A 22,536-nucleotide genomic window follows, 5' to 3' on the forward strand; every position below is an offset into this window, starting at 1 on the left:
GGAGGGGCTCGATGATCGCCCAGTCTTCGTCGGATATCCCAATGCGTTCGCCCAAAACTGCCTCCAAATGGCAGCCTTGAATCAACCAAACGGAAATACGTCAACCTTTGTCCACGTGGCCTAATTCTCTCGAAACGCGCGTGACATGCTGTCTGTCACGGGCTTCGCTATATAATCGAAAAAGGTGCGTTCGGCGGTCTGGATCATGATTTCTGCCGGCATGCCCGGGGTTGGGGCAAAGCCACGGACGCGGGTAAGCTCCGAAGGGGCGAGCTTGACCCGGGCTATATAGATCTCCTGCTGTACCCCGCTCGTCGTGTCTGGAATGGCGTCAGCTGAGATGTAGTAGACCGTTCCTTTCAAAATGGGCGTGGTGCGCTGGTTCAGTGCGCTCAAACGCACCATTGCCTCCTGGCCGATTTCAACACTATCAATCTCGGTCCTTGGAACCTGTACCTCTACGATCAGCGGAACGTTGGCCGGCGTGATCTCGGCGATCGGGCGGCCACTCTCGATGACACCGCCGGCTGTGTGATAATAAAGACGCACGATCGCTCCATCGACGGGGGCATGAATCGTTGCCCGTTTCAGAATATTCGAAGTGCTGTGTCGCTCTTCGCGAACCGTATCGAGTTCCGCTTCGATAGCCTGAAGTTCTTCGAGAGCTGCCTGGCGGTAGGCAGCCATGGCCTGCTCGACCTGCTGGTCGTATTTTACGCTCTGGGACAAGGTTTCGTCGATCTCTGAGGACAGCCGGCCGATCTGCCCCTCGGCTTCCGCGATAGCCCTTCGAAGAGCAGTGACTTGAACCTTGTTGATGTAGCCTTTCGCCAAGAGCTTGAGCTTTCCTTCTAGCTCGTCGTTCAAAAGGGCGAGCTGCCGTTCGACCGACGCGCGTTGGCGGCGATAGCCTTCAGCGCGGAAATCCAGAGCCTCCTTGTTCCGCGCAAGCAGCGCGACCTCCGAGTCGAGCTTCGTCCGGGCGCCTTGGAAGTTCAACAATTGGCTCTCGAGGATATCGGAGACCTCTACGTCGTTGCGATTGCTCGTCAGTATAGTTGGGAAGTCGATCTCTTCCCGTAGACCATATTCGGCCTGAAGCCTCGCGTTTATCGCCTCCAGCCGGACATGCCGCAGCCAAAGTTGGCGGTCCTTGGCGAGGGCGCTCGTTTCGTCGAGCTTGACGATAGCCTGACCTTTCTCGACGATCTCGCCTTCCTCGACCATGATCTTCTCGATGATCCCGCCTTCCAGATGCTGGATGATCTTGTTTTGGCCGGTGGCAACGAAGCTTCCCGGCGCAATCACGGCCGCTGCGAGCGGCGCGGAAAAGGCCCAGGCACCGAAGCCGCCGAACGTGCCAATGAGCATGACGCATCCAAGCACCGTATAGATGGCTATTCCCCGCGGGACGCCGGCAAACCATTCCGGCTGGTTGTCGTTCGCGCGCTGCATCTCCAACGTCCTGTCCTCCTATTTCGCCTGACCGCCGAGGCGGGGACCCTGCGAACGCTGCGCCAGGGTCTTTAGCACCTCCGTCCGCTCCCCCATCAGCGCAATCGCCCCTTGGGAGAGCACCATGATCTTGTCGACGCTGGTGAGGATGGCCGGTTTCTGGGTGATTGTGACGATCGTGATCCCTTGCGCCTTTGCCTGTTCGATTGCGCGGGCGAGTGCCGTATCGCCGGCGGTATCAAGGTTTGAATTCGGCTCGTCGAGGACGATAAGGCGGGGCCTTCCGTAAAACGCCCTGGCAAGCGCTATCCTCTGCTTCTGTCCGCCGGAAAGAGGTGCCCCATCGGCCGCGACGATGGTCTCGTAGCCCTGCGGCAGGGACGCGATCATCTCGTGGACATCTGCGAGTTGCGCGGCGTGGAAGATGTCCTCGTCGGAGGCATCCCTCTGCATGCGGGCGATGTTGTCCTTGATCGATCCGGGAAAAAGCTGAACGTCCTGAGGCAGATATCCAATATTCTGTCCGAATTGGCGTTGATCCCAATTCCGAATATCCATGAGATCGAGCCGCACGGCCCCGGAGGTCGGCATGATCGAGCCGACAAGCATCTTTCCAAGGGTCGTCTTGCCCGCCCCGGAGTCGCCGATGATTGCGAGGGAATCGCCGGCTTTCAGGGTGAAGGTCAGGGCGTTGAGGACAACGCGTTTCGTACCGTCGGGAACATAGAGTAGCCGTTCGACATCAAGGCGCCCCTGGGGATTAGGAAGAACCAGACGCTCCAGGTTGAGGGGGGAGGCCTTCAGAAGCGCCGCGATGCGGTTATAGGACCCGCGCGAGAGAACAAACTGGTTCCAGCCCTCGATGGCGCCTTCGATCGGTTGCAGCGCGCGCCCGGCGATGATCGAAGCGGCGATCACCATACCACCCGTGATTTCGCCTTCGATCGCCAGATACGCGCCCCAGCCGAGCATCGCGACCTGGGTCAGGAGACGAAACGACTTGGAGAAGGCGGCGGCGATGATGTTGCGGTCCTGCGCCCGCACCTGAAAGGTCAGGCACGCGGCCGTATCGCGTCCCCATATCTGCACCGCCTCTGGTATCATCGCCAGGGCATTGATGATCTGCGAGTTTCGGGACATGGAATCCAGATGGACATTTGCCCGGCTGAGATGCTGGTTGGCCGTGGCAAACGGTTTTGCCGTCACTCGTTGGTTGACCATGGCGATGAGCAGAAGACCAAGGGCAGCGACCACGACGATCGCGCCAAGATCCGGATGGACCAGAAAGATGCCCAGCAGGAAGAGCGGAGCGAATGGCACGTCGAGCATGGCGAGCAGGGTTCCGGAGGTCAGAAACGCCCGCATCTGCTGCAAATCGCCGAGCGTTTGATATTCCCGGCCGTTGCTGTGCAGCGAGGCCCGGGCCGCGGCGCTGAGGATCGGCGCGCCGAGCTTCACCGCGCATTCGACCGCCGTCCGCATCAGGATGAAGCGGCGGATCGCGTCGAAGAATCCGTTGAGCAGGACGGCTCCGACGATCACGATGGTCAGCATGACGAGGGTGTCGATCGAACGGCTGGTCAGAACCCGGTCAGAGATCTGGAAGAGATAGATCGGTATGGCGAGGACCAGCACGTTCGTCGCGCAAGTGAAGAGCATGACGACGAGGAGGTTCCGCCGGATCGCGGCAAGGCCCTCGCGCAGATTGCGGGAGAAATCGACCGGGCCGAGCCGTTTGTGAAACGCGCCGCTATTCCCGCCGCCGCCACCTCTGCCGCCGCCATCGCGACCACCGCCTTTTCCCGATGGTGGTTTGCTTCCGCCTTCGCTGCGGACGGGCCCGCGATCGAGATCGATGGTTTTTGCCGAATAAGGTGTCTGCGGGCCGGTCTTGCCGATCTTGTCGGCCATGGGTCTTTCGGCGACGACGTCCTCATCAGGTGCCCGCGCGCTTGGCTGCGTGGCTTGCGCCGGTTCTGTTTCCGACCGCTCCACCTTTGACCGGGCGTCGGTCGTGGGCCCGTTAGGGCGAGCGTCGTCACGGTGCTGATCCGGCGCTTCGGGGGACGGGGCCAAGCTTCCGGTTGCCTTCCGGTTTTCCGCCTCTTCTGCGCGGGCAATCGCCTTCAGCTCATCGAGCGCCGCACTCATGCGGCGGTCCCATTCGGCAGTCGGCGCCTGGCTGCAGCGCTCGCGAAGCGAGATCGTCTGGTCGCCCGTATTCATGCATCAACTCCTTACGCAAGCATGGTCTGGAGCACGTCGTCAGTGCTGTGAAAGGCTGTCATGTCAGGGGCGCTGCCGGTCTCCGGCGCGGTCCCCGGCAGCATGTCGTCGGATAGAAAAAGGACGGCTTCAGTCGCGAGATCGCTGGCGATCAAGAGGTCCGCGTCGACGTTTGTCAGATCGTCGAGAAAACCGGCCTGATGGATCAGCGCATCGGAATAGACGCTTCCGCCAACCTCGACATGCTGGTCCATTCCGGCATCGACGATGGAAGCGATATTGATCGCGGTGTTTCCGCCCGTGTCGAAGCTGTTCTCTCCAAGCGGGCCGTCGGTTTCATCAATGAGGATATGGTCGGAGTCCGTCGCAACAATCGTCTGCTTGATGTAGTCGAGCTCCAGATAGTCGCCCTTGACGAGGAGGATGTTCAACGTACCGAGGCCCGCGAAATCGGGGTCCTGAAGCATGTCCAGTGTGACTGAATCGGGTCCTGCCTCAAGGGCATCGATGAGCGCGCTTCCCGCTTCGCTCATGGAATACAGCGACGGTGTCCCCCAATGTTCGATCGATGCCTCGTTCCAGACCAGATTGTCGCTGTGCGAAATGGTCGTATTCGTCTCGGTTTGCGCGTCTGATTTCGTGATGCTGTCGTCATCGACGAGGATGTTGGTCTGCTGGATGACGTTGGCTTTCCAGACATCGCCGAGAACGACGATAAGGTCGTAGCTCGTCCCAAGCTCGATGGAACGAACCGAGTTGCCGGCGATGTTGTCACCGGTCTGGAGGTAGGTCGCAGCACCGGAATGCGTCGCGCCGATCCAGTCGTCGTCGACGAAACGGACATCCTGTTCGATCCACTGGAGATTCAGAAAGTTCCCCTCGATGATCGACAGGGTGAAGTTGGCGGGCAGGGCGAGCGACCCCTTGTCCAGCCCTTCAAAGGGATCGTTCGAAGACAGCAGGCGCTCTGCGACATTGACCGCTTCGTTCTCGACGGAACCGTCGTCGAAATCGCCTTCGACCGTGTCGCGATCCGACAAGACATAGGTCTGCATGATGATGTCGAGGCTGGTGTAGTCGCCTTTGACGAGCATATTCGGCCCGGAGAGCAGCGCGTCGTAGAGAACGACCTCGTTCGTCAGGATATTGCCGCCGCTCTCCATCTCGAACGACGAAACTGCCTCGACCACTCCCGTGCCTGCCGCGTGGTTGCCGCTCGCAAAGGTCGCGGGGGCCGTCTCCGCAACCGGCGCCTCTTCCGGATTTCGAGCCGCCAGTCGGTCCGCGAGATCTGGCTTGGCATCAACCCTTTGACCTTCGACAAAAATACCGACCGCGTCTTCGCCGGTTATAACGGGTCCGGAAGCGGGGCCGTCTGCGCCGATCGTCTCCAGAAGCTGCGCCAGCTCATCGATCATCGTTGCGATCGCAGCCTCGTCCTGGGGCGGGTCGAAATCCGCATCGAACGGCTGCAGCGCATCGGCCACTGCCATGGCTTTGGCAATGCTTTCCAGATTGATTGAGATCGTCCCTTCGCCGAACATGCCGTCGCGAAACTCCACGAGATCGACGTCGAAGAGGGTCGCATTCTGGATTATGACGGTGGCGATCTGGTCGGCCGGCGGAGCTTCGCGATACTGGATTTGCCACTGTCCCGAGATCTTCAGTTCCGGGATCGAATAGGTTGGAAGGTTTTCGGCTTGGACATCCAGGACCATGTCGCCGGAATTCGTCCACACCTCTGGCAGTGGGACGAAGGGAGGGGTGGGTTCAGGGACGGGGCCTGACCATGCTGGCCGCAGGGAGAATTCGGGCGGTATGTAATTCACGTTTGGCTGGAACGGCGTCAGAACGAAGCTGTCGTTCACCTCAGCAAGATAGAGGGGAAGGCCGGTCTCGGGGCTGTCCTGGTTTCTGGCGTCCCGGAAGGCATTATAGGCTGCCCGCTCCCGACCTTCCTCTTCGGCGATGGCGAAGAGGCCGATAAAATGAGAAATTTCCTCGCTGAACAGGTCCATGAGTCTAATCTCGGGGGTTTGGGGATAAGTGCTTGAAAGAAAGACGGAATAAAAGTCTGCACTTCTTTAAGAAAAACGGCGGGCTCCAAAGGGGGAAGAGCCCGCCGTCAAGATCGAACAGTTAGAAAACAGGGGCTGCCTGCTGAGGGGATGCAGGCAAACTGTTCGAGAGGTTAGCCGTCGTCTTCGCCGGTGAGCGTCGAGTCGTAGTCGCCGCCGACCACCGTCATATCGACTTGGTTACCAAGGATGTTGGCGCCCATGACGATCGACTGGTTGAAGGCCGAAGTGTCGACATTGGCATCAGCGGTCGCGTTGGAGATCGCTTCGATGATGCTGTCGTCACCAACGTTCGATCCCCACATGCCGCCGTCTCCGCCAGCACCGCCGTTACCGCCGGTGGCGGTGCCACCTGCACCACCTGCACCGCCAGCGCCGGCAAAAGCTGCGCCGCCGGTTGCATCGCCGCCACGGCCCATTCCGGCCATGATGTCGTCGATGGAGGCTGCGCCGCCCGCACCACCGGCGCCGCCGAGGGCTCCGTTGAGCGAATAGGCGTTACCGAACGCTGCATCGAGCAACACGCCGTCGCCGGCATCGGTGTCGCCGCCATTGCCGCCGTCTCCCGCTGCGCCGGAGTTGGCGTTGCCGGTGGAACCGCCGGTGGTGGCGCCGCTGTCGCCACCGTCATCGACGCCAGCGCCGGACAGACCGAGAGCATCGGCGATCGAACCGGTCAGGTTTCCGGCGCCTGCATCGCCGCCGTCGCCAACGGAGCTGTGGCCGAGCAGGGCACCAAGACCGTGGCCCGAGCCACCATCTGCATCCGCGCCCGAGATCGGAACGCTGATGGCAACTGGAACGGTCGCTGCGACGGCAGCAGCACTGCCTGCATCCCCGCCCTGGGTGTTGGCAGCATCGCCGCTGTCGGCGTCGGAATCTCCGCCATCGCCAGCATCGCCACCTTCGGCATCATTGTTGTCGCCGCCACTGGCCTGTCCAGCAGCAACAGCCCCAATTGCCGCGGAAATCGCGCCGGCATCGCCGCCGTCATCTCCGTCGCCCGCATTGACGTCTTCAGAATGGGCCTGTCCGCCGATACCGCCGAGCGTGAATGCGAGTCCACCAAGTGCAGTGCCGCCAAGGCCGCCCTGGGCACCGGACGCATCTCCTGTCCGCCCGCCAATGCCGCCTTCGCCGCCAGAGTTGATGCCGTCGGCAGACGTTGCGCGACCACCGTTCGCATCGCCGTTCTGTTCGAACGTGCCACCGGCGTTGGTAACCGTTGGGCTGTGCAGTTCGTCATTGTCGACGACGCGGGCATCCTGACTGAGAACGAACGCGCTATCGTTGCCTTCGCCATTCAAGGCGCCGTCGAGGATATCGGACAGGCTGATGTCGTCACCTGGATCGACTGAGACTTCTCCGTCCTTGTTGAAGAGCACATTGTCGAAGTCGGCATTGCCGTCGATATCGAAGTCGGCAAAGTCATCATCACTCGGGTCGAAGTTATCGAGACCAAGATCGACATCCACATCCACATCAACTGTCGTATCGTTGACGTTGTGATTGCTGTTCTGGTTGCCGTTGAGATTGCCGTTGAGGTTCTTCGAAAGATTGACGCTGCTCACATGAGCGGCGGAGTCTGAGGACGAGGAGGAGTCCGACATTGCATCCGAAACCGCGTCCGAAGCGGAGGTTGCATCAGAATCAGACATCGCATCGGACATGGCATCCGACATTGCGTCAGAAGCCGACTGCGAGGTCTGCGTCTGAGACTGATCCTGGTTCTGGGACTGGTCCTGCATCTGGTCCTGCGATTGCGACTGATCGCCACCGCCCTCACCAGCTGGTCCTGCAGGTCCCTGCGGTCCTTCAGGTCCGACCGGCCCCTGAGGCCCCGTTGGTCCTGCCGGACCCTGAGGTCCCTCTGGTCCCTGAGGACCCTGGGATCCTGGGTGTCCGCCCCAATGGCCGCCCCAGATATCACCCCAGTTGCCGAACAAATTGTTTGAGTTACCACCACTCATGTTTCCATCCACTTCTTAGGTAAGAGGACAGCACCGCCTTGCGTCATGTTTCGCGTGGCATCCGGCTGTCTGGTTCCAAATTTCGCACAAAGGTCTTCGCTCGCGGATACGAGGCGTGACTTAAAGACGTTTGAGTTTGTACGTTTGATCTTCTGTCGTACGGTCGTGAACCGGTTGGAAGACTTGGTGCGTGTTTACTCTTGCTTAAGAGGTTCCCAAGAAAAAAGCTGGCAATTGGATTGATAACCGGATGGCCGTCGGCTGAGATCAGCGTCGTTCATGCCAATGTCTTGAAAATTTTATGTTTTTTGGGACTTGTACAATCAATTTATGGAGCTGGTCTACGTAGGCGGCGGCCCGAACCGGAGAAGTGCACAGGGATTTGCTCCGTTTGATCGTATTATAGCGCTACCCAATAGATTCGATCGGACCGTAATAACTAACCATATGGCTAGCTATCTTTACGGAATAAGCGTTGATATTTAGGTTATGTCGTTCATAGATCAGGGAAAGTAATGGGAGTGCGAGGGGCGTCGCGCGATATTTCTGGGAGGAAAAAATGTTGCCCTTGCATGTAGCCGAAAGGCGAGGCTCCGTTAGGCCAGTTCCATCAATGAGTCCGGAAGAAAGTCGATTTGATAGCGCAACCCGTACGCAATACGTTCTATTGTCCGAGCCGAGCCTGTTTCCATGGTGTTACCGGGACGCGCTCGCGGCATTGAACAGGGATATCCGGTTCGGATCTCTTCCTTCAGACGATCTCGAGGCAGACAGGACGGTGATCCAGAATGCCTTGATCGTTCTGGATGGAACCAACTCCTGGGACGTTTTGGACAGGGCGAAGTCTATTCAGGACCGATTTCCGAAAGCGACCATCATACTGGCGACTGAGGGCGTGCCAAGTGCTGAGGCCATGGCGGCCTTTTTCTCGCAGTCCTGCGTCAAGAGCATTCTGCCGATGGATGTCCGCCTGGATCTCTGGCTGGCTGCGATGAGCGCCATTCTCGAAGGACTCGACTATGTCCCCCTGCGATTCCTTCAGTTTAGCGTCGATTCCAGAGAGGAACAACGTCCAGACAGATCTGCGCGACGGGAGGCGAGCGATGGTCTGTATGGCGATGAGCGGTTTGGTGAGGACGCCTTGCGTGATCTCACACATCGCGAACTCGAGGTCTTGGCGATCCTTTCGGAGGGCAGACCAAACAAGATTATCGCGGAAAAGCTCGGCGTGTCCGAGCACACGGTCAAGCTGCACATTCACAAGATCATGCGTAAGCTGAAGGTTTCGAACAGAACGGAGGCCGCTTCCTATTTCATCGCGACGTCTGGAACGACGTGATGGAATAAGCACGTGGATACTCCTGCCAGAAGCTCGACCGGCCGTTTCGATGAAATCCTGCGGCTGATAGGCGAACTCAACTATACGTGGACGAACACCGAAAGCCTGCTGGTCCACCTGATCGCCGGATTGGCGGCCGTCGATAAGGAGATCGCGACGGTGGTCTTTCTCACGCTCGGGGCCTCCCGAGCGCGGATATCGCTGGTCGAGCGGTTGGCCAAGATGGACCGGGTCGAGCCGGAGCGCCGCGAGGCCGTTCTCAAAGCGATGCGGGCACTATCGAAGGGGCAGAAGGTTCGAAACCACTACAACCACTGCCTTTATGCCTTTGATAGAGACAACCAGCCAGCGATGACGATCAATCTAAGGATCGCCGAAACCCGGGACAGCATCAGGCTTGATGGGTCCCGTCGGCTCGATGCCCGAACGATCAACGATTTTCACGCTTCGCTCGAGCAGCTCAGAAATACAAACCAGCAAATCTGGGAGATAATCCATCGCTTCAAGTTTCCAACATGAAATTTGCAATCAGGAACTCGAGCGTGAGTCTGTGAGAATATGAATGCTCAGAGTGTGGAGGGCAGCTATTCGTCGAAAACCCTCCAAAAGGTGACCGTCCGCATTCGGCCCATAGTGATGGTCGAAGCATAGTTCGGGCTACCCCTCGCAGATAAGCCCACCGTTAACCAAGTTTCCAATTTCGCGCGCACTGAAGTCTTGCGATCGGTGGTTGAGGGCGTCAGGTTATGGGGCAGACAGTGGACCATTGGGTCATCCGCCGCCCTTGAAGCAAACGGCCCCCGTCGGTGCGCTAACACCGAACGAGGGCCTGACCCAAAACCTGTACGAGAGGTCCCGGGCTATGACGCGCCATATCCGCTTCGTCCCTTCGTGGAAAGTTTTAACGAAGCCGCGCATCGGCCATCGCCGAATAGCGCGCGCTTGCGCCGTTTCGTTCGCCTGATCGATCAGATCGGACCGAACGACTGCCCGGCGGAGACCGCCTTATCCGGCGCGCTTCTCCCTGTTCGCCTTTCCCGCTTTCATTGAGACGATCCGTGCCGTTCGCTGACGGTAGGGCTCGCGACTTGCGAGATCTCACCGCGCGATCGAGCTTGACGTAAATACTGTCCTATCCGCTTTCGGAACGGTCCTCCGTTCGAATGTCGGTCTGGGCAGGATGCATGGCGTCGGTCGTCCCTCATCGAAGGGATTCTCCTATGAACCCATCCACTCATCACGCCTCGCGGCGTCGCCAACTGCGAAGCTCTTCCGCTTCGTCTGCCGATGTTGGCAGCGGCCGCACCGCCACCGTCGACTCCGACCCTGCCGAGGTAGAACCGCGTTTCGCTCCCGCCGAGCATCGAGACGCGTTTGATCTCAACGGTGTCGCTGCGTCTGCGCGGGCTGCATCCGGTTCACACCGTTCGAACAGGGCGTCGGCACCTGCGGTCCTGCCGCGCTCCTATCCCTGCCGCCTCGATCCCGACGCCATCGCAGCTGAACTCGAGCCGTTCGTCGAGAAGGCGGTCGCGCACGTCGCGGCCGCAGTGCCGAGCCCGGACGCGATCCTCGGCCGCTACATCGCCGTCGCGACCCTCATCCGCTCCGTCTCGTTCCATGAGCGCAAACTCCTCGAGGACGCGATGATCGCGATCGGAGGAGCGAACCCCGATCTCGTTGTCCTCGGCAACGGCGTCCGGCTTCCGGTAACGGCCGCCGCCCTCGAAGCGGTCGCCCACAACAGATCGGGCGCCCTCGTCGGACTGTCCTTCGATGCCGACGCGAAGGCGAAGTCGACCTATACGCCGGACCTCGTCACCGTGAACCGCCGCTATCGCTCGGCCCTCGTCATCGATGTGAAGCGCTCGCTCGCCTCCTATCTCGATACCCACCGCCTGAGTGAACTGAAGACCCGAATGCTGGCGGCCTCTCTGATCCTGCCGGACTGGCTCTACAAGGAGCGCAAGCGGCTTGCCGTCGACAGTGTCGGTATCGCCATCGTCGACGGGTAGAGCGGAACGAGCGATCACGGCTCAGGCCTCTGGAGCCTCAGCGAGATCGACGACCTTCTGGAGATCGAGGGAGCGGCTGCTGCGATCATCGCCATGCGCGCGCGGTTCGCGGACCGAGTGCAGGCCCTGATCGAGGACGAGATCCTGCGGCTCGCTCCTCCGCCATCTGCCGCCCCGTCCGACAATTGCGCAGCCTGCGCCAAGGCCGCATCCGCAGTGGACTTCGGCTACCCTTGACCCAGATCGTGCAACCGACGATGCGTCCGGTCCTGGAAATCATTTCCAGACTGCCTCGGACGCCGTTTTCGACGGAGCCGGGCGACCGATACGCTTCGGCTTTGCACGTGGGCGTCTTCACGCCTGAGCGCAGGTCTGTTCGGACGCTGAAGCAGTTTCGCGTCTGAGAACCTGACGATCGGACGCGCGTCGGCGCGAGGCGCTTCGGGGTAGCGGAGCCGGAACACCTGGTATCGCGACCGCTCCCCGATCCGGCGATTGTGATCGCGGCCACGATGATGAGCATTCGCCAGATCGGCCATCTCCCGTTCCCCGTTCGGACCGCGCTCAACGACCTTGCCGAGCGCGGCGATCCGACCGCCCGCGTCATCCAGGCATGGGTCGGCGAGCAGGTCTCACGGCGCAGCACGATCGGAAGGAGTGCCCGATGACCCGCAAACCTTCCGAGACACCGAGCCGGGCGACCCCTCCAGCCAGCGCAGCAGCCAACGCCAGTGCCGACAACGATCACTCGCCGACCGTGCAAACCGTCCAGAGCGCCGGACCCGTCACGCGCTTCGGCGTTCTACCGGACAATGTCCTCTTTGACGGCGGCCTTCTGGCGGCGCTGCTTCTTATCGATCGTGCCATGGCAGACGCGGCGATGTCGGCGGACGACCTGACGCGTCTCTGTCGGCAGCATGGTACCGTGCTGGCGATCAGCGCGGATGCGACCGGGTTCGGAGAACCATGTCGCCAGCTCCTGTCGATCGGCGCGATCCTTCCCGGCCGGGTCGACATGCTCGATCTGACGAATCTGCGCGCGGCAATCCAGTTCGCGTTCCCGGCCGACCGAGAGCGTGACTGGAGCCTTCTCGTCCAGTCGCTCGATGATCCCCTCGGTGCGACCTGGGGATCCCTGCCGAGGGACTTTCGAGGCAAGGATGCCGAGCGCCGGACGATCGAGCGATACGCTTCGGCCATGCGCTCGAGCCATCCGTTCTTCGTCCTTGGCCGGACGAAGCGGATGCTGCCGATCGCGCGGCTTTCGGCGACGTGCAGGCTCGATGGAGGTCCGATCGATGCCGGGATCATCAGCCGGGCGATCGAGGTCGTGACGGGCATCGATCGCTTACTGGTGGACGAGGGTCTGGCGCGGTTGTCGGTCGAGGGCGTGCGCCTCGAAGTTCTGCCGCTCGAGGACGTGACCTTCGCCATTCCGTGTCAAATCGCGTCGAACCGTGCCCCCCATTTCTACCTTGCTTCCGGTTTCGACATTCGAAATGCTATTCTCTGCGGTGATAAGGGTCCATCGAACCCAGAGAGATTGTACGATCTGCCGGCCCGTCTAAGCAGCAGACGCCTGCACCGGTTCGATCGTTTTCATGTAATGGGTCAGATTGCCGAACACGTTTTCGCGGATATCCGCGCGCCACAACGCGAACGCGACATTGGCTTCCACGAAGCCCTCTTTCGAACCGCAGTCGAAGGTTCTTCCCTCGAACGGAAACGCGTAGAAAGGCTTTTCACGAGCCAGCGCCCGCATGGCATCGGTTAGCTGAATTTCTCCGCCCGCTCCCTTTTTCTGGCATCCGAGCACGTCGAAAATCTCGGGCTGGAGAATGTACCGGCCCGATATCGAAAAGTTCGAGGGTGCCTTCGAAGGTTCGGGTTTTTCCACCATGTCCGTGATCTCGAACCCAGAACCGATTCCCTTTCCTTTGGCGACGATACCGTATTTGTTCGTCTCCAGCGGGTCGCAGCGTTCGACGGATATCAAGTTGCCGCCGGTTTTGGCATACAGGTCCATCATAGATGCCAGGCAGCCTTTTGCCGACTGCATGATCATGTCCGGGAGAAGGACAGCGAATGGCTCGTCTCCCACCAGCTCTCGAGCGCACCAGACCGCATGGCCGAGCCCAAGCGGTGCCTGCTGGCGCGTGAAACTGGTCGTTCCCGGTTTCGGCTGCAATCGGTCGAGAAGAGCAAGCTGTTCGCTTTTACCGCGCTGTGCCAGCGTATCCGTCAGTTCGACCTGAATATCGAAATAGTCCTCTATGACGCCCTTGTTGCGGCCCGTCACGAAGATCAGATGCTCGATACCCGCTTCCTTGGCTTCGTCGACGACATACTGGATGACGGGACGGTCGACGACCGTCAGCATTTCCTTCGGGATCGACTTGGTCGCCGGTAGGAAGCGGGTTCCAAGACCCGCCACGGGGAAGACGGCCTTACGTACAGGTTTCATCACGATTTTCCTGAATTCGCGTTTCATCCTAAGTTCTGCCAATTGCGCCGACTTCAGCAGCGCCAGCGCTCGGTGCACCGGTTGGTTGTCTCGGGCCACATGCCGTATTTCGTGTTCTGGACCGCGCCGATGCCGGACCGGGTCGCCTTCGTCGAACGGACCCGATCCTGAGCCCGGAAGACCCGTTCGGCCTCGTTCCAGCGGTTCAGCTTGTAATTGGTCCAGCCGCGCAGAACCTCCGCGCCATAGGACTTGCCGTTGCGAGCCTCCCGCTGGTCGAGGGTTTGCAGAGCTGCCTGGTATTGGCCTGCTTCGAATTGCCGATTGGCCTGCCGCATTAGGCGATCGCCACCGGAGTTGGAGCGCTTGGCGACGCGCTTTTTGGATCGTGTCGATTTTGCCGAGTGGCGGCTCGGTTTCGCCGCAGCCTGGCTGATGACGCGAGCCGGGGGACGATACTCCTCGAATTCGGAGAGAGCGGCGTAGCGTTCACCGTATTCGGCCTTGATGGCTTTCAGGCTGGCGCCGTCCTTCGCGCGGCTGGCGACAACAGCGAGGCCGATGACCCCTTCCTCGCTGGGTTCCCATTCGACGGACCTCACAAACCAGTCTTCTGCCTTTTCGGCTTCCTTCCTGTCCAGAAGATACCAGCCAAGTGTCTGCGCTCCGACCGCCGACTTGCTGTCCTCGATAGCCGTTTGAATACGTTCAAGCTCCGATCGAGAAAGGGTTTCGTCCTCATCGAGGCCGTTCATCCGCTCGGCGACGAGCTCCACATAGATCTTGGCGAGATCCGGAGACCGGTCGATGTTCTCGAAAGCAATGTCCTCGGCTTCGTCTGTTTTCTCCATGTTGCGGAGCGACAGCACGTAACCTTTCAGCGCCTCGCTATCGTCTTCGCCGTCAAGCGCGAGATCGAACCACGTGTTCGCAGTCTCATAGTCACCGGCATTGAAGGCGAACCAGCCGAGGAGCTTCGCGTCGTCGGCAGCCTTGTTCTCGCGAACATAGGCCTCGAATTGGGAGAGATCATCCCCAGCTATGCGCTTGCGTCCGATCGTAGAAGTCATGGATTTCGCGATGGATGCCCTGATGTCGGCGAATCGATATCCCGAGATTTCATCCGCCAGATCGCCGTCGAGGGACGCCACCAATGCATCGGTGCCCTTCTGCGGCAAGAGCGAAGCGGCTTTTTGCAGCGTCGCGATCCGTTCGTTTTCGTTGGAGCAGTTCTTCAGGATATAGGAGTACAGATCGAAAGCGTTTGCATAATCCTTCGTACGAGCGAACGCTTCGCCAACCCGCCACAGAGCATCCATCTCTTCACAGACGAGCAGCGTGGGTCTCTCTCGCGCCACCTTCAGTGCACCAGACCAGTCTTTCTGTTCGCTCGCCTGTTTGATTTTCGCGCGGGCGTCGCCGTCGTCGAGCTTCGTCAGGAGATCCGTCGATGGTTGGTAATTCGCATCGGTCTTCTTCCACTCTTCGATCTTCTGCCGCGCCGCTTCGAACTGCCCGTCCGCGAAAAGATCCCAGGCCGGCTGTTCGTTGACGTTGCTCTTCGCGGTGAAAAGGTCGGTCGGCGGCGTCCATGAGGGATTGAGCGCTTTCAAACGCCGGATTTCAGCGCCGACCCGTTCCAGATTTCGCTGGTCTGCGTAGTAGCGTAGGGCCCGTTCGTCGATGCCGCCGCTCTGTTCCTCACTGCTGTCCTTTTCGCCGTTGATCGCGAAAGGCGCCGTCTCTCCTTCCGATGAAGCTTCCGATCCGGAGTTTTCGTCTGCGGGCATGGCGAACGGGTTTTCTGCTGGGAGAGAAGCAGGTGGTTCGCTGTTTGCGGTCGATGACGTCTGCGAGAACGGGTTTGCAGCCGCTGCGACCTCGTCGGGCTGTCCTTGGCCGGATCGTGTCAGGTCCGGAAAATACTTCGTTAAAGTCGCAAGGCTTTCTTTCGAGGCTTGCAGTTCGATCCCATTCGACGAACTGAGCGACAGCTCCATCCCTGCGGCTCCCGGTCTCTCGGAAGCGATCGAGGTCAGTCCACCTTGGGCCGTGCCGACCGGGCTTGCGATCGCAAGGCTCGTGGACAGAAGAGCGACTGTGGTCAAGGCATGAGCGCGGGTCAGAAGCATTGAGGATACCTCTCTGAGATTGCGAGCATTGAAAGAAGGTGAAGCGTGCTGCCGTAATAGGTCGATGCGTCGAACGACGAGCGTTCCATGTTCAGCGTGGAAGAGCTGAGGCTGCAGGCGGCAAGTTCGTGGATGGCGCGATAGCCGGCGCCTGAGATTGGTTCGATCGGCGTGTCCGTCGTGACGTCGACGACCGCAAGGCCATTCTCGTTTTCGCCACTCCATGCCGCGTCTATGCTTTTGAGGACGTTCGCTGCATCGAGGTCGCTCCAGGCGAGATAAAGCGGAATCCGCAGGGCGTTGTATCCGAAATAGGGATCGAACTCCTCAGCCGGTTGGACCGAGCCTTTTCCAAGACCGCTCCACTCGGTGGGAAGATGAGGAGCGGAACGTGTCGCCTCTATCAAGAGACGCAGGCCGCTCTCCTCGAGTTTCAGAGCGCCGAATGCAGGAAAATGATTGCCGATTTCCGAAAGGGCGGGGAAGACCCAATACGACAGGTTGACGACGGGTCCATCCGGCTGGCTGCCGGCGTCGAAGCCTTGAGCGCCGGGCAATATAATTCTGCCTTTGTCGTTGGCGACGACCGTAAAGCGGACAATGTCATCGATGATCGCCTTGGCCTCGCGCTTGTGGTCGGGAACGCCCCATCGGTCGAAGGCACGCAGCAGAGCCCAGGCGATCAAGAGGTCGCCGTCGGTCGCGTTGTTTCGATCGGTGACGTGGGGAGCGGCCGATGGGTCCCATTTCCAGGCCGTCAGGCTGTCTTCGCGAATTTGAAGCTCACGCTCGGTCCAGTCCCACAGTTTGTCGAAACTTGCCCGGTCGCCGACGGAGGCTGCGATCAGCATGCCGTAGCCCTGACCTTCGCTATGGCTTATCGAGCCATTTTCACGATCGATGATCCGACCATCGGCCGACATGAAGACGCTTCGGTAATACTGCCATGCTCCGAGCGCCAGATCGCCCGGGACCGCATCTTCGGCGATGAATTTCGCCTCTTCCTGATCGGCCGTGACGGCGAAAGAAGAGCCCTTACTGCACATGAGGAGCGCTGCTGTGCACGCGACGATGAATGTCTTCGTCATGCCTTCGCTCCCAAGTTTTTAAGAAACAGGCGCGTGGACAGGCCGAGGGCGAGAGCGAGGATCAAGAGGATCGCTACATATTCGTAAAGATGCCGCGACAGCCATCCCGCGAAGACAAGCCGAAGGTTTCCGTAAGAGCGTGGCTGGGTCTCGTATAGTCGTTCCGCAGTCGTCGAATGAAGATCGAGACGATTGCCGGTCGATAGCGACCCTGCTGCTCCCTCCAGACGAACCCAGTTCTTCGAGTGGGTCATTTCCTGAACGCCGCTCGAAAGTGCATCGGAATCCTTAGCTGCGAAGACCGTCCACGGATAGGGGCGTGCCGTCGGTGTCGCAGCCTGAGCGACGACAAGTGCTTCATCGGCTGACCGGCTCAGATCTCGCGCCGACACGAACCCTTCCGGGGCGATGACCTTGGATAGCCCTGGAAGGCTTGCGAACCCACCAAGAACGCGTTCAGCCGTGTCCTTGACAGCATTTCCAGCCTTCTGGAGCTGCGCATAGACTTCGATCGGTTCGGAGAAACTCGCCGCAAAAGACGCCGATCGATAGTCGCTGGTCGAGATCGAATTCGGGTCGGCCTCTGCACCGGCAGATGACTGTTCGCCAGTCGGGATGCTGTCCGACATGATGCCGACATTGGTGAGGAGCTCATCCGGTAGATCGCCGAAAGAACCGACGGCGATGAGCGCGCGCTCGGGCTCCGCCGGCATGTCGTCGATCAGTTCGGGCTGGAAGACGGTGCTTGAGGTAACCGCCATACGCACAAGGATCGAGCCGACGGCCGCGAGTTCTGCGGCATTCCGTTCGCCGGTAAGAATATCGAGCTGTGCAGGTTGTTCCGAACTTTCGCCCAGCATCGTGGCATTGGACAGCATCGCCAGATCAGGCAAATGTCCAATGCGGGCAACCGCCGGCAATTCGATTGTGGAGGTTGGCCGGATCACGAACCGAGTCGTGTCATCGTTGAGGGTTGTGAGCTCGCAGGTCTGATCGGTCTTGTGAGGGAGAAACGCCTCCAGATTGATCGTATTCAAACCCGGCTTGAGCATTCCGAGATTGATGTCCAGATCTTGCCCGTCGAGTTCGCCCCTCGTGGCTGAACTCAACGACAACGACGTAACCTGCTTGCCATTGGCCCGTACGACCAGTTTGGCATCACTGGAAAGGCCTGCCGCGTAGGCCGCATCGATCGTCAATCTGGCGGCGGCGTAATCAGCGGCATAAAAGTCGCTCGGAAGAGCGAACTGGAAGCCGGACTGGTAGTGGCGTCCGGCAAATTCGACGGTGTCGAGCCCGAGGTCGACCATTCGTTCCGACCTGTCGGTCAAGGCGGAATGACCGCCGATCTCGTCGAGCGCCTTCAAACCCGCTTTCGAGCCATATGGAACGGTTTCGAGGGCGGCCTTCGTCAGCGTATCGACAGCGGCGGCAATACCGGCACCGGTAGCGTCGCCGACGACAAGTCCCGAGCCAGCCGTCGAGGAGAAGCCGGAAATTCCTGGCGCAAGGATGTGTGTCTGGCTGGTGGCCGGGCGCGAACCCGACCCCATGACGACAGTGATACCCGGACGATCCTGGCTTCCATTCGTGATCTGAACGGATGGATTTGAAAGTCTTCCAAGAATGGCGATGGCTTGCGCCGCGCGAAGTCCCTGTTCGACAAGTGCATCCGGGGCATCTTGCGGCAGGACGAGATTGATGGGCGTCCGCTGCTGACCGTTGCGGGCAAGAGCTGGGAGGTCGGCGAGCTGCTCGATCGTTGCCGAACGGGATCCGAAATCCACCCCGCTGCGGCTCGTGTCGATCTGGGTCCAGAGCTCGTAAGTTGCCGGGATAGAGCAATCGACGCGGTGCCGGTGATTCGCGACGACTTTGATCGCGTTGAAGCCTGGCTGGAACGTTCCGGCTGGAAGATCGGCGACGATGCGCGTATCCTTGCCGATGCCGAGCCTGTTGGAGGCGAACTGCTGATCGTTGACGAAGACATCGAGGCTCGACCGCTCCGGCATTGCCGAGACCGCGGTCTCAAGTTCCAGAACGAGTTGGGCAGGGAGCGCCGTTTCGGTGTCGGTTACATAGAACGCGATATTGCGGGATGTGCGTTCGCCGGAAAGAAACAGATCTTCTTTACCGGCCGGGAACGGCCGCAGCGTTTCAGACATCTGAGGTGTGATGGCCACCGCGGGCGTTTGGTCGATGGCCGTCGTCGACATCGCGAAGGGATTTGCCGCTTCGTCCTTCGCCGATGCTGCGGAATATGCCATCGTCAACGCCGTGGCGGCCGAGGCGAAGAGGAGCATGTTGAGTGTCTTGGTCATAAGGGCCTCTTCAAAGCTCGGACGAATGGGATGAGGCGATTTCTGGCGTGGCGGTCGCGGTGGCTGGCGAGCGCTTCTCAGCACCACCGTCCCGATCGAATACGAGGTGATGGAATGCGGTGAGCGGAGATTTCAGGCTCCAGCGAATGAAGCCTAGTGATCCCTTGAGAATTCCGCGGGAGTCCCGCCGTCTCTCTCGAACGTCGCGGACAGGCTGGAGATCGGCGAGCATCAGATCGGCGATCAGGCGGTAGTCCTTGACGCCCGCGCGATAGTTAAGTCCGACCCCAAGCCCGTCGCTGCCGCTTACAAGACTGCGGATCTCGACTGGCACTGAGCCCAGTTTCCGCCCTTCGTCGGACGCGTAGATATGAAGCTCTGCACTACGATCTCCGAACGTCTCGGGACCGCGCTCGAGGATCGTCACATGCGCACCGGTAAGAGAGGCATCATTGATCGCGACCGGAACGCTACCAGAGCCATTGGAGAACAAGAGTTCTCCGCGACGCGCATTGAAGAGCCGGGGCGAGCGACGACGCTCCATTTTCTCCGTGACGACGCCGAGGGCGGCACCTGCAACGCAGAGATTAAGGAAGTTCCAGACACCGACGACCAGAAGCATGCCGCCGATCTCGGGCTCGGTCTGGTAACGGTAGATGCAGATCGCCGTGGCAGCGAGCAGTGTTCCGAAGATCGCGAAGTAGGGCCAGGCGAGTGGCGAAAGCTGATCACGTTCGAGCGTATCGCCCTTGGCGGTGACGTTGAAGGTCGGTCGGCGCGGATTGATCAGAACCGAAATGATGGCACGGAACAGATAGACCGACTGGACATATTCGTAGAGATCGGACACCCAAGGCCAGCGAACGCGGCCGTAAAGGTAATTCCGAAGCAGTTCGCCGGCAACCAGATAAGTCAGCGAGTATGCGATGAACTCATCCACCGACGCTTGGAAGATCTTCATGTCGAAGAGAATGAAGAGAAGCGGCGCGACGAGAAAGACTGCTCTGATAAATGGGAAGAACCAGAACATCATGCTCGACAGGTAGCAGAGGCGTTGTGCGAGGGTGAGGCCCGAGCGGAACATCGGATTCTTCAAAAGCATGATCTGGATCATGCCGCGACACCAACGGGACCTTTGACCAATGAAACTCGCGACTGTTTCCGGCTGAAGCCCGACGACCATCGGTCGATCGACGTAGAGACTGTTCCAGCCACTGGCATGCAGTTCGAGCGCCGTTTCACAGTCTTCGGTAATCGAGATACCGGAAAATCCCTCGACCTGCAGAAGAGCTTCGCGCCGTAGAACCGCAGCCGATCCGCAAAAGAAGGCTGCGTTCCACTTGTCGAGACCCTTCTGGATCTGCCCGTAGAACATCTCGTTCTCGGACGGCATCGTCTTAAAGGTCCGCAGATTCTTCTCCAGCGGATCCGGGTTTGCAAAGAAATGCGGTGTCTGAACAAGAAAGAGCTTCGGATCCTTCTTGAAGAAGCCGACCGTCTCTTTAAGAAATTCCGGTGTTGGCGCGTGGTCTGCATCGAAGACGACGACGAGTTCACCATGAGATCGAGCCAACCCATTGTTCAGGTTGCCCGCTTTTGCATGCACGTTGGCGGCGCGCGTCAAATAAACGACGTCGAGTTCGCGGCAAATCTCCTGCAACTCGTTCTGACGCCGCTTTGCAGGATTCGATATACGAGCATCGTTGGAAAGGCGCTTTTCGTCGGTTCCGCCATCGTCCAAAAGATAGACTTGCAACTTGGCCTGCGGGTAATCCATCGCCTTCGCTGCCGACAGCGTCAGGCTCAGGATGTCGCTCGCCTCATTGTAGGACGGAACGAAGACATCGACGGTCGGCAGATCGTCGTCGTCATACTGCTTTGCCCGTGGGCGCTCCAGAGGATCGGAGACGACGAAGAGAGAGATTGCCAGCATGAAGAGGCAGTACATCTCTGCGCCGTACAGGCAGATTGCCGGAATGAAACTCGTAAGATCGTCTGCAGAGGGCAACGTCTCCGTGGTTCTCCAATAGGCGTATCTTAGAACGACGATCGAGACCGCAGCCATGAAGACGTAGCGCCAGGCACCTTCGAGCTTGAAGAGATAGATGAAGGTCGCAATTCCAAGCGCTGTCAGGGCAATCAACCATTGCGCATCGACGCTGATCGGTTGCTGAACCAGAATGAGAAAGGTGGCGGCGGAAAAAAACCATAGCGCGGCGTAAACGAAAATCCGCATGGAAATTCCTTTCGTAAGGAAAGCTTGGGTTTGGAGAGGCATTGGCGATTGCTATGAATCACCGAGGCCGAAAGAAAATCAATAGTGAAATACTTATAAATGACCTATCGTTAATGCCGAAAAATCAAGCGTAGTGCCCATGAATACATCATTTGCAATTTTAATTAAAAAACGAGATTAGGTATTAGGCGCGGTCGCAGCAGTTTTTGTTTGAGACAAAGGTGTGATTCGGCTTATGCCTAGAGGGGACTCGAAACGGACTTTGGTTTGCCTATGAGATTCCTTCATCTCGTCGCCGTCATTACCGGTACGTTCGTGACCGCCTGCACCTCAGATCGATCGGAGCCAGTGTCTCTCTTCCAAGAAGAAGCGATGCTCCGCTATCCGGTCATTCAGTTGACGCAACGGAGCGACGATGGACGTATTCGTCATGTCTCGCGTACGCCGGCGGATCTCATCGATCGGCTCAATCAAATCTCTGTCGACCAAGGCGCGGAGTTCTTATTTGCGCTGGAAGATTGTTGGACCATCGATCTCAAAACTTGCCGGGTGAACGGGAACCTCACGAGTGGCTTTATCGATGAGCCTGACGAATCGCTGTTTGGCAGGTTGATCTTTATCTATGAACCAGCCGGGCAAGTCGATTTTCAGACAGCTTGTCGCCTTGAGAAGATATTGATTGCAGCAGTCGCGTCGGGCCCGAGAAATGGGCTAGACGTCGACGGCACTTGCCCTTTCTCTGAACATCTGACCTTGCGAAATAACGAAGCGTACTCGAGCTTCGAAGCGGGTACATTGTGGGCAACACGAGATGAATTCGGCTATTGGTTCGGTTTTGAGCCAACGGGCAGTACAGAAAGCTCGGCGGGTGAAGCCGATCCTTCCCGTCCGGAGACGATGGTGCCCTCATTTTCGTCAGGGCCAGATCGTCGTTCAATTCCGGCATTCGCCTCCCTTCGATAGCGCATTCGAAGCGAATGTCTGAATCGAAGAACCGCGCCCCAAATGATCGTCTCTCGTGGCCTTTCGAATTTGGCCTGTGATGGAAGGACTCGCCGGACGTCGTACTCAAATGTCAAAGCCGCTCCACTAGGTGTTCAGTCCCGGCATGTGATGGGTTGGATCGTTTATGAATCGTACGGGCTCTTCCGTCCAGCATCGGACCAAATGCTCGAACGGGGTGAGGCCTCTCAGGGTCTTCAACCGTTTGGC

General features: G+C 59.2%; 15 protein-coding genes and 1 pseudogene. 6 read left to right on the top strand and 10 right to left on the bottom strand.

Translation table 11 applies throughout. From position 1 onward, the window contains the following. Positions 1–120 precede the first annotated feature (120 nt). From ABDX79_RS19090 to ABDX79_RS19105, 4 genes are all read right to left on the bottom strand, one after another. Entirely contained in the window at positions 121–1,455 is a 1,335-nt protein-coding gene (locus ABDX79_RS19090) for an HlyD family type I secretion periplasmic adaptor subunit (RefSeq protein ID WP_346221893.1), read from the bottom strand. Positions 1,456–1,473: 18 nt separating this feature from the next. Continuing rightward, positions 1,474–3,681, bottom strand: coding sequence for a type I secretion system permease/ATPase (locus ABDX79_RS19095; RefSeq protein ID WP_463671205.1), 2,208 nt, complete (start codon positions 3,679–3,681; stop codon positions 1,474–1,476). A gap of 11 nt (positions 3,682–3,692) precedes the next feature. Continuing rightward, positions 3,693–5,699 (bottom strand): hypothetical protein, encoded by a 2,007-nt coding sequence (locus ABDX79_RS19100; RefSeq protein WP_346221894.1) that lies wholly within the window; start codon positions 5,697–5,699, stop codon positions 3,693–3,695. 173 nt (positions 5,700–5,872) lie between these two features. Next, the gene (locus ABDX79_RS19105; RefSeq protein WP_346221895.1) at positions 5,873–7,417 is read right to left on the bottom strand and encodes a hypothetical protein; all 1,545 of its coding nucleotides are present in this window, start codon (positions 7,415–7,417) and stop codon (positions 5,873–5,875) included. A gap of 871 nt (positions 7,418–8,288) precedes the next feature. Between ABDX79_RS19105 and ABDX79_RS19110 the strand changes: the two genes are divergently transcribed. The 5 genes from ABDX79_RS19110 to ABDX79_RS19130 all read left to right on the top strand — a co-directional run bounded on the left by ABDX79_RS19110 (position 8,289) and on the right by ABDX79_RS19130 (position 11,751). Then, positions 8,289–9,068, top strand: a complete 780-nt coding sequence (locus ABDX79_RS19110; protein ID WP_346221896.1) for a helix-turn-helix transcriptional regulator — start codon at positions 8,289–8,291, stop codon at positions 9,066–9,068. A gap of 12 nt (positions 9,069–9,080) precedes the next feature. Continuing rightward, positions 9,081–9,587 carry a hypothetical protein gene (locus tag ABDX79_RS19115; RefSeq protein ID WP_346221897.1) on the top strand — a complete coding sequence of 169 codons (507 nt, stop codon included), beginning with the start codon at positions 9,081–9,083 and terminating at the stop codon, positions 9,585–9,587. 701 nt (positions 9,588–10,288) lie between these two features. After that, entirely contained in the window at positions 10,289–11,083 is a 795-nt protein-coding gene (locus ABDX79_RS19120) for a hypothetical protein (RefSeq protein WP_346221898.1), read from the top strand. 93 nt (positions 11,084–11,176) lie between these two features. Then, positions 11,177–11,320: a hypothetical protein gene (locus ABDX79_RS19125; protein WP_346221899.1), complete on the top strand. Its 144-nt coding sequence runs from the start codon at positions 11,177–11,179 to the stop codon at positions 11,318–11,320. A gap of 275 nt (positions 11,321–11,595) precedes the next feature. Beyond that, entirely contained in the window at positions 11,596–11,751 is a 156-nt protein-coding gene (locus ABDX79_RS19130; protein WP_346221900.1) for a hypothetical protein, read from the top strand. Positions 11,752–12,647: 896 nt separating this feature from the next. Here the strand turns inward: ABDX79_RS19130 and galU are convergent. The 5 genes from galU to bcsA are packed head-to-tail and all read right to left on the bottom strand — an operon-like array spanning position 12,648 to position 21,324. Continuing rightward, positions 12,648–13,547 carry a UTP--glucose-1-phosphate uridylyltransferase GalU gene (gene galU, locus ABDX79_RS19135; RefSeq protein ID WP_346221901.1) on the bottom strand — a complete coding sequence of 300 codons (900 nt, stop codon included), beginning with the start codon at positions 13,545–13,547 and terminating at the stop codon, positions 12,648–12,650. A gap of 53 nt (positions 13,548–13,600) precedes the next feature. Beyond that, positions 13,601–15,679 carry a hypothetical protein gene (locus ABDX79_RS19140; protein WP_346221902.1) on the bottom strand — a complete coding sequence of 693 codons (2,079 nt, stop codon included), beginning with the start codon at positions 15,677–15,679 and terminating at the stop codon, positions 13,601–13,603. Next, positions 15,670–16,767, bottom strand: coding sequence for a glycosyl hydrolase family 8 (locus tag ABDX79_RS19145; protein ID WP_346221903.1), 1,098 nt, complete (start codon positions 16,765–16,767; stop codon positions 15,670–15,672). Before ABDX79_RS19145 ends, ABDX79_RS19140 begins: the two co-directional genes overlap by 10 nt. After that, positions 16,764–19,088 (bottom strand): cellulose biosynthesis cyclic di-GMP-binding regulatory protein BcsB, encoded by a 2,325-nt coding sequence (locus ABDX79_RS19150; RefSeq protein ID WP_346221904.1) that lies wholly within the window; start codon positions 19,086–19,088, stop codon positions 16,764–16,766. Before ABDX79_RS19150 ends, ABDX79_RS19145 begins: the two co-directional genes overlap by 4 nt. 10 nt (positions 19,089–19,098) lie before the next feature. After that, positions 19,099–21,324, bottom strand: a complete 2,226-nt coding sequence (bcsA, locus tag ABDX79_RS19155; RefSeq protein ID WP_346221905.1) for a UDP-forming cellulose synthase catalytic subunit — start codon at positions 21,322–21,324, stop codon at positions 19,099–19,101. 372 nt (positions 21,325–21,696) lie between these two features. Between bcsA and ABDX79_RS19160 the strand changes: the two genes are divergently transcribed. Further along, a complete protein-coding gene (locus ABDX79_RS19160; protein ID WP_346221906.1) occupies positions 21,697–22,287 on the top strand; it encodes a hypothetical protein in 591 nt (196 codons plus the stop codon). Between the two features lie 126 nt (positions 22,288–22,413). On the opposite strand, the pseudogene ABDX79_RS19165 reads toward ABDX79_RS19160, so the two are convergent. Continuing rightward, positions 22,414–22,536, bottom strand: a pseudogene (locus ABDX79_RS19165) (IS481 family transposase); the annotation flags it as partial.

The organism is Fulvimarina fulva, assembly GCF_039652615.1.
Lineage (GTDB): Bacteria > Pseudomonadota > Alphaproteobacteria > Rhizobiales > Rhizobiaceae > Fulvimarina.

Excerpts from the sequence above, each read along its gene's own strand:
- ABDX79_RS19130 (WP_346221900.1), top strand. The coding sequence starts at position 11,596 with ATGATGAGCATTCGCCAGATCGGCCATCTCCCGTTCCCCGTTCGGACC.
- galU (WP_346221901.1), bottom strand. The coding sequence starts at position 13,547 with ATGAAACCTGTACGTAAGGCCGTCTTCCCCGTGGCGGGTCTTGGAACC.
- ABDX79_RS19120 (WP_346221898.1), top strand. The coding sequence starts at position 10,289 with ATGAACCCATCCACTCATCACGCCTCGCGGCGTCGCCAACTGCGAAGC.
- ABDX79_RS19100 (WP_346221894.1), bottom strand. The coding sequence starts at position 5,699 with ATGGACCTGTTCAGCGAGGAAATTTCTCATTTTATCGGCCTCTTCGCC.
- ABDX79_RS19110 (WP_346221896.1), top strand. The coding sequence starts at position 8,289 with ATGTTGCCCTTGCATGTAGCCGAAAGGCGAGGCTCCGTTAGGCCAGTT.
- ABDX79_RS19125 (WP_346221899.1), top strand. The coding sequence starts at position 11,177 with ATGCGCGCGCGGTTCGCGGACCGAGTGCAGGCCCTGATCGAGGACGAG.
- ABDX79_RS19145 (WP_346221903.1), bottom strand. The coding sequence starts at position 16,767 with ATGACGAAGACATTCATCGTCGCGTGCACAGCAGCGCTCCTCATGTGC.
- ABDX79_RS19095 (WP_463671205.1), bottom strand. The coding sequence starts at position 3,681 with ATGAATACGGGCGACCAGACGATCTCGCTTCGCGAGCGCTGCAGCCAG.
- ABDX79_RS19105 (WP_346221895.1), bottom strand. The coding sequence starts at position 7,417 with ATGTCTGATTCTGATGCAACCTCCGCTTCGGACGCGGTTTCGGATGCA.
- ABDX79_RS19090 (WP_346221893.1), bottom strand. The coding sequence starts at position 1,455 with ATGCAGCGCGCGAACGACAACCAGCCGGAATGGTTTGCCGGCGTCCCG.
- ABDX79_RS19150 (WP_346221904.1), bottom strand. The coding sequence starts at position 19,088 with ATGACCAAGACACTCAACATGCTCCTCTTCGCCTCGGCCGCCACGGCG.
- ABDX79_RS19160 (WP_346221906.1), top strand. The coding sequence starts at position 21,697 with ATGCTCCGCTATCCGGTCATTCAGTTGACGCAACGGAGCGACGATGGA.
- bcsA (WP_346221905.1), bottom strand. The coding sequence starts at position 21,324 with ATGCGGATTTTCGTTTACGCCGCGCTATGGTTTTTTTCCGCCGCCACC.
- ABDX79_RS19140 (WP_346221902.1), bottom strand. The coding sequence starts at position 15,679 with ATGCTTCTGACCCGCGCTCATGCCTTGACCACAGTCGCTCTTCTGTCC.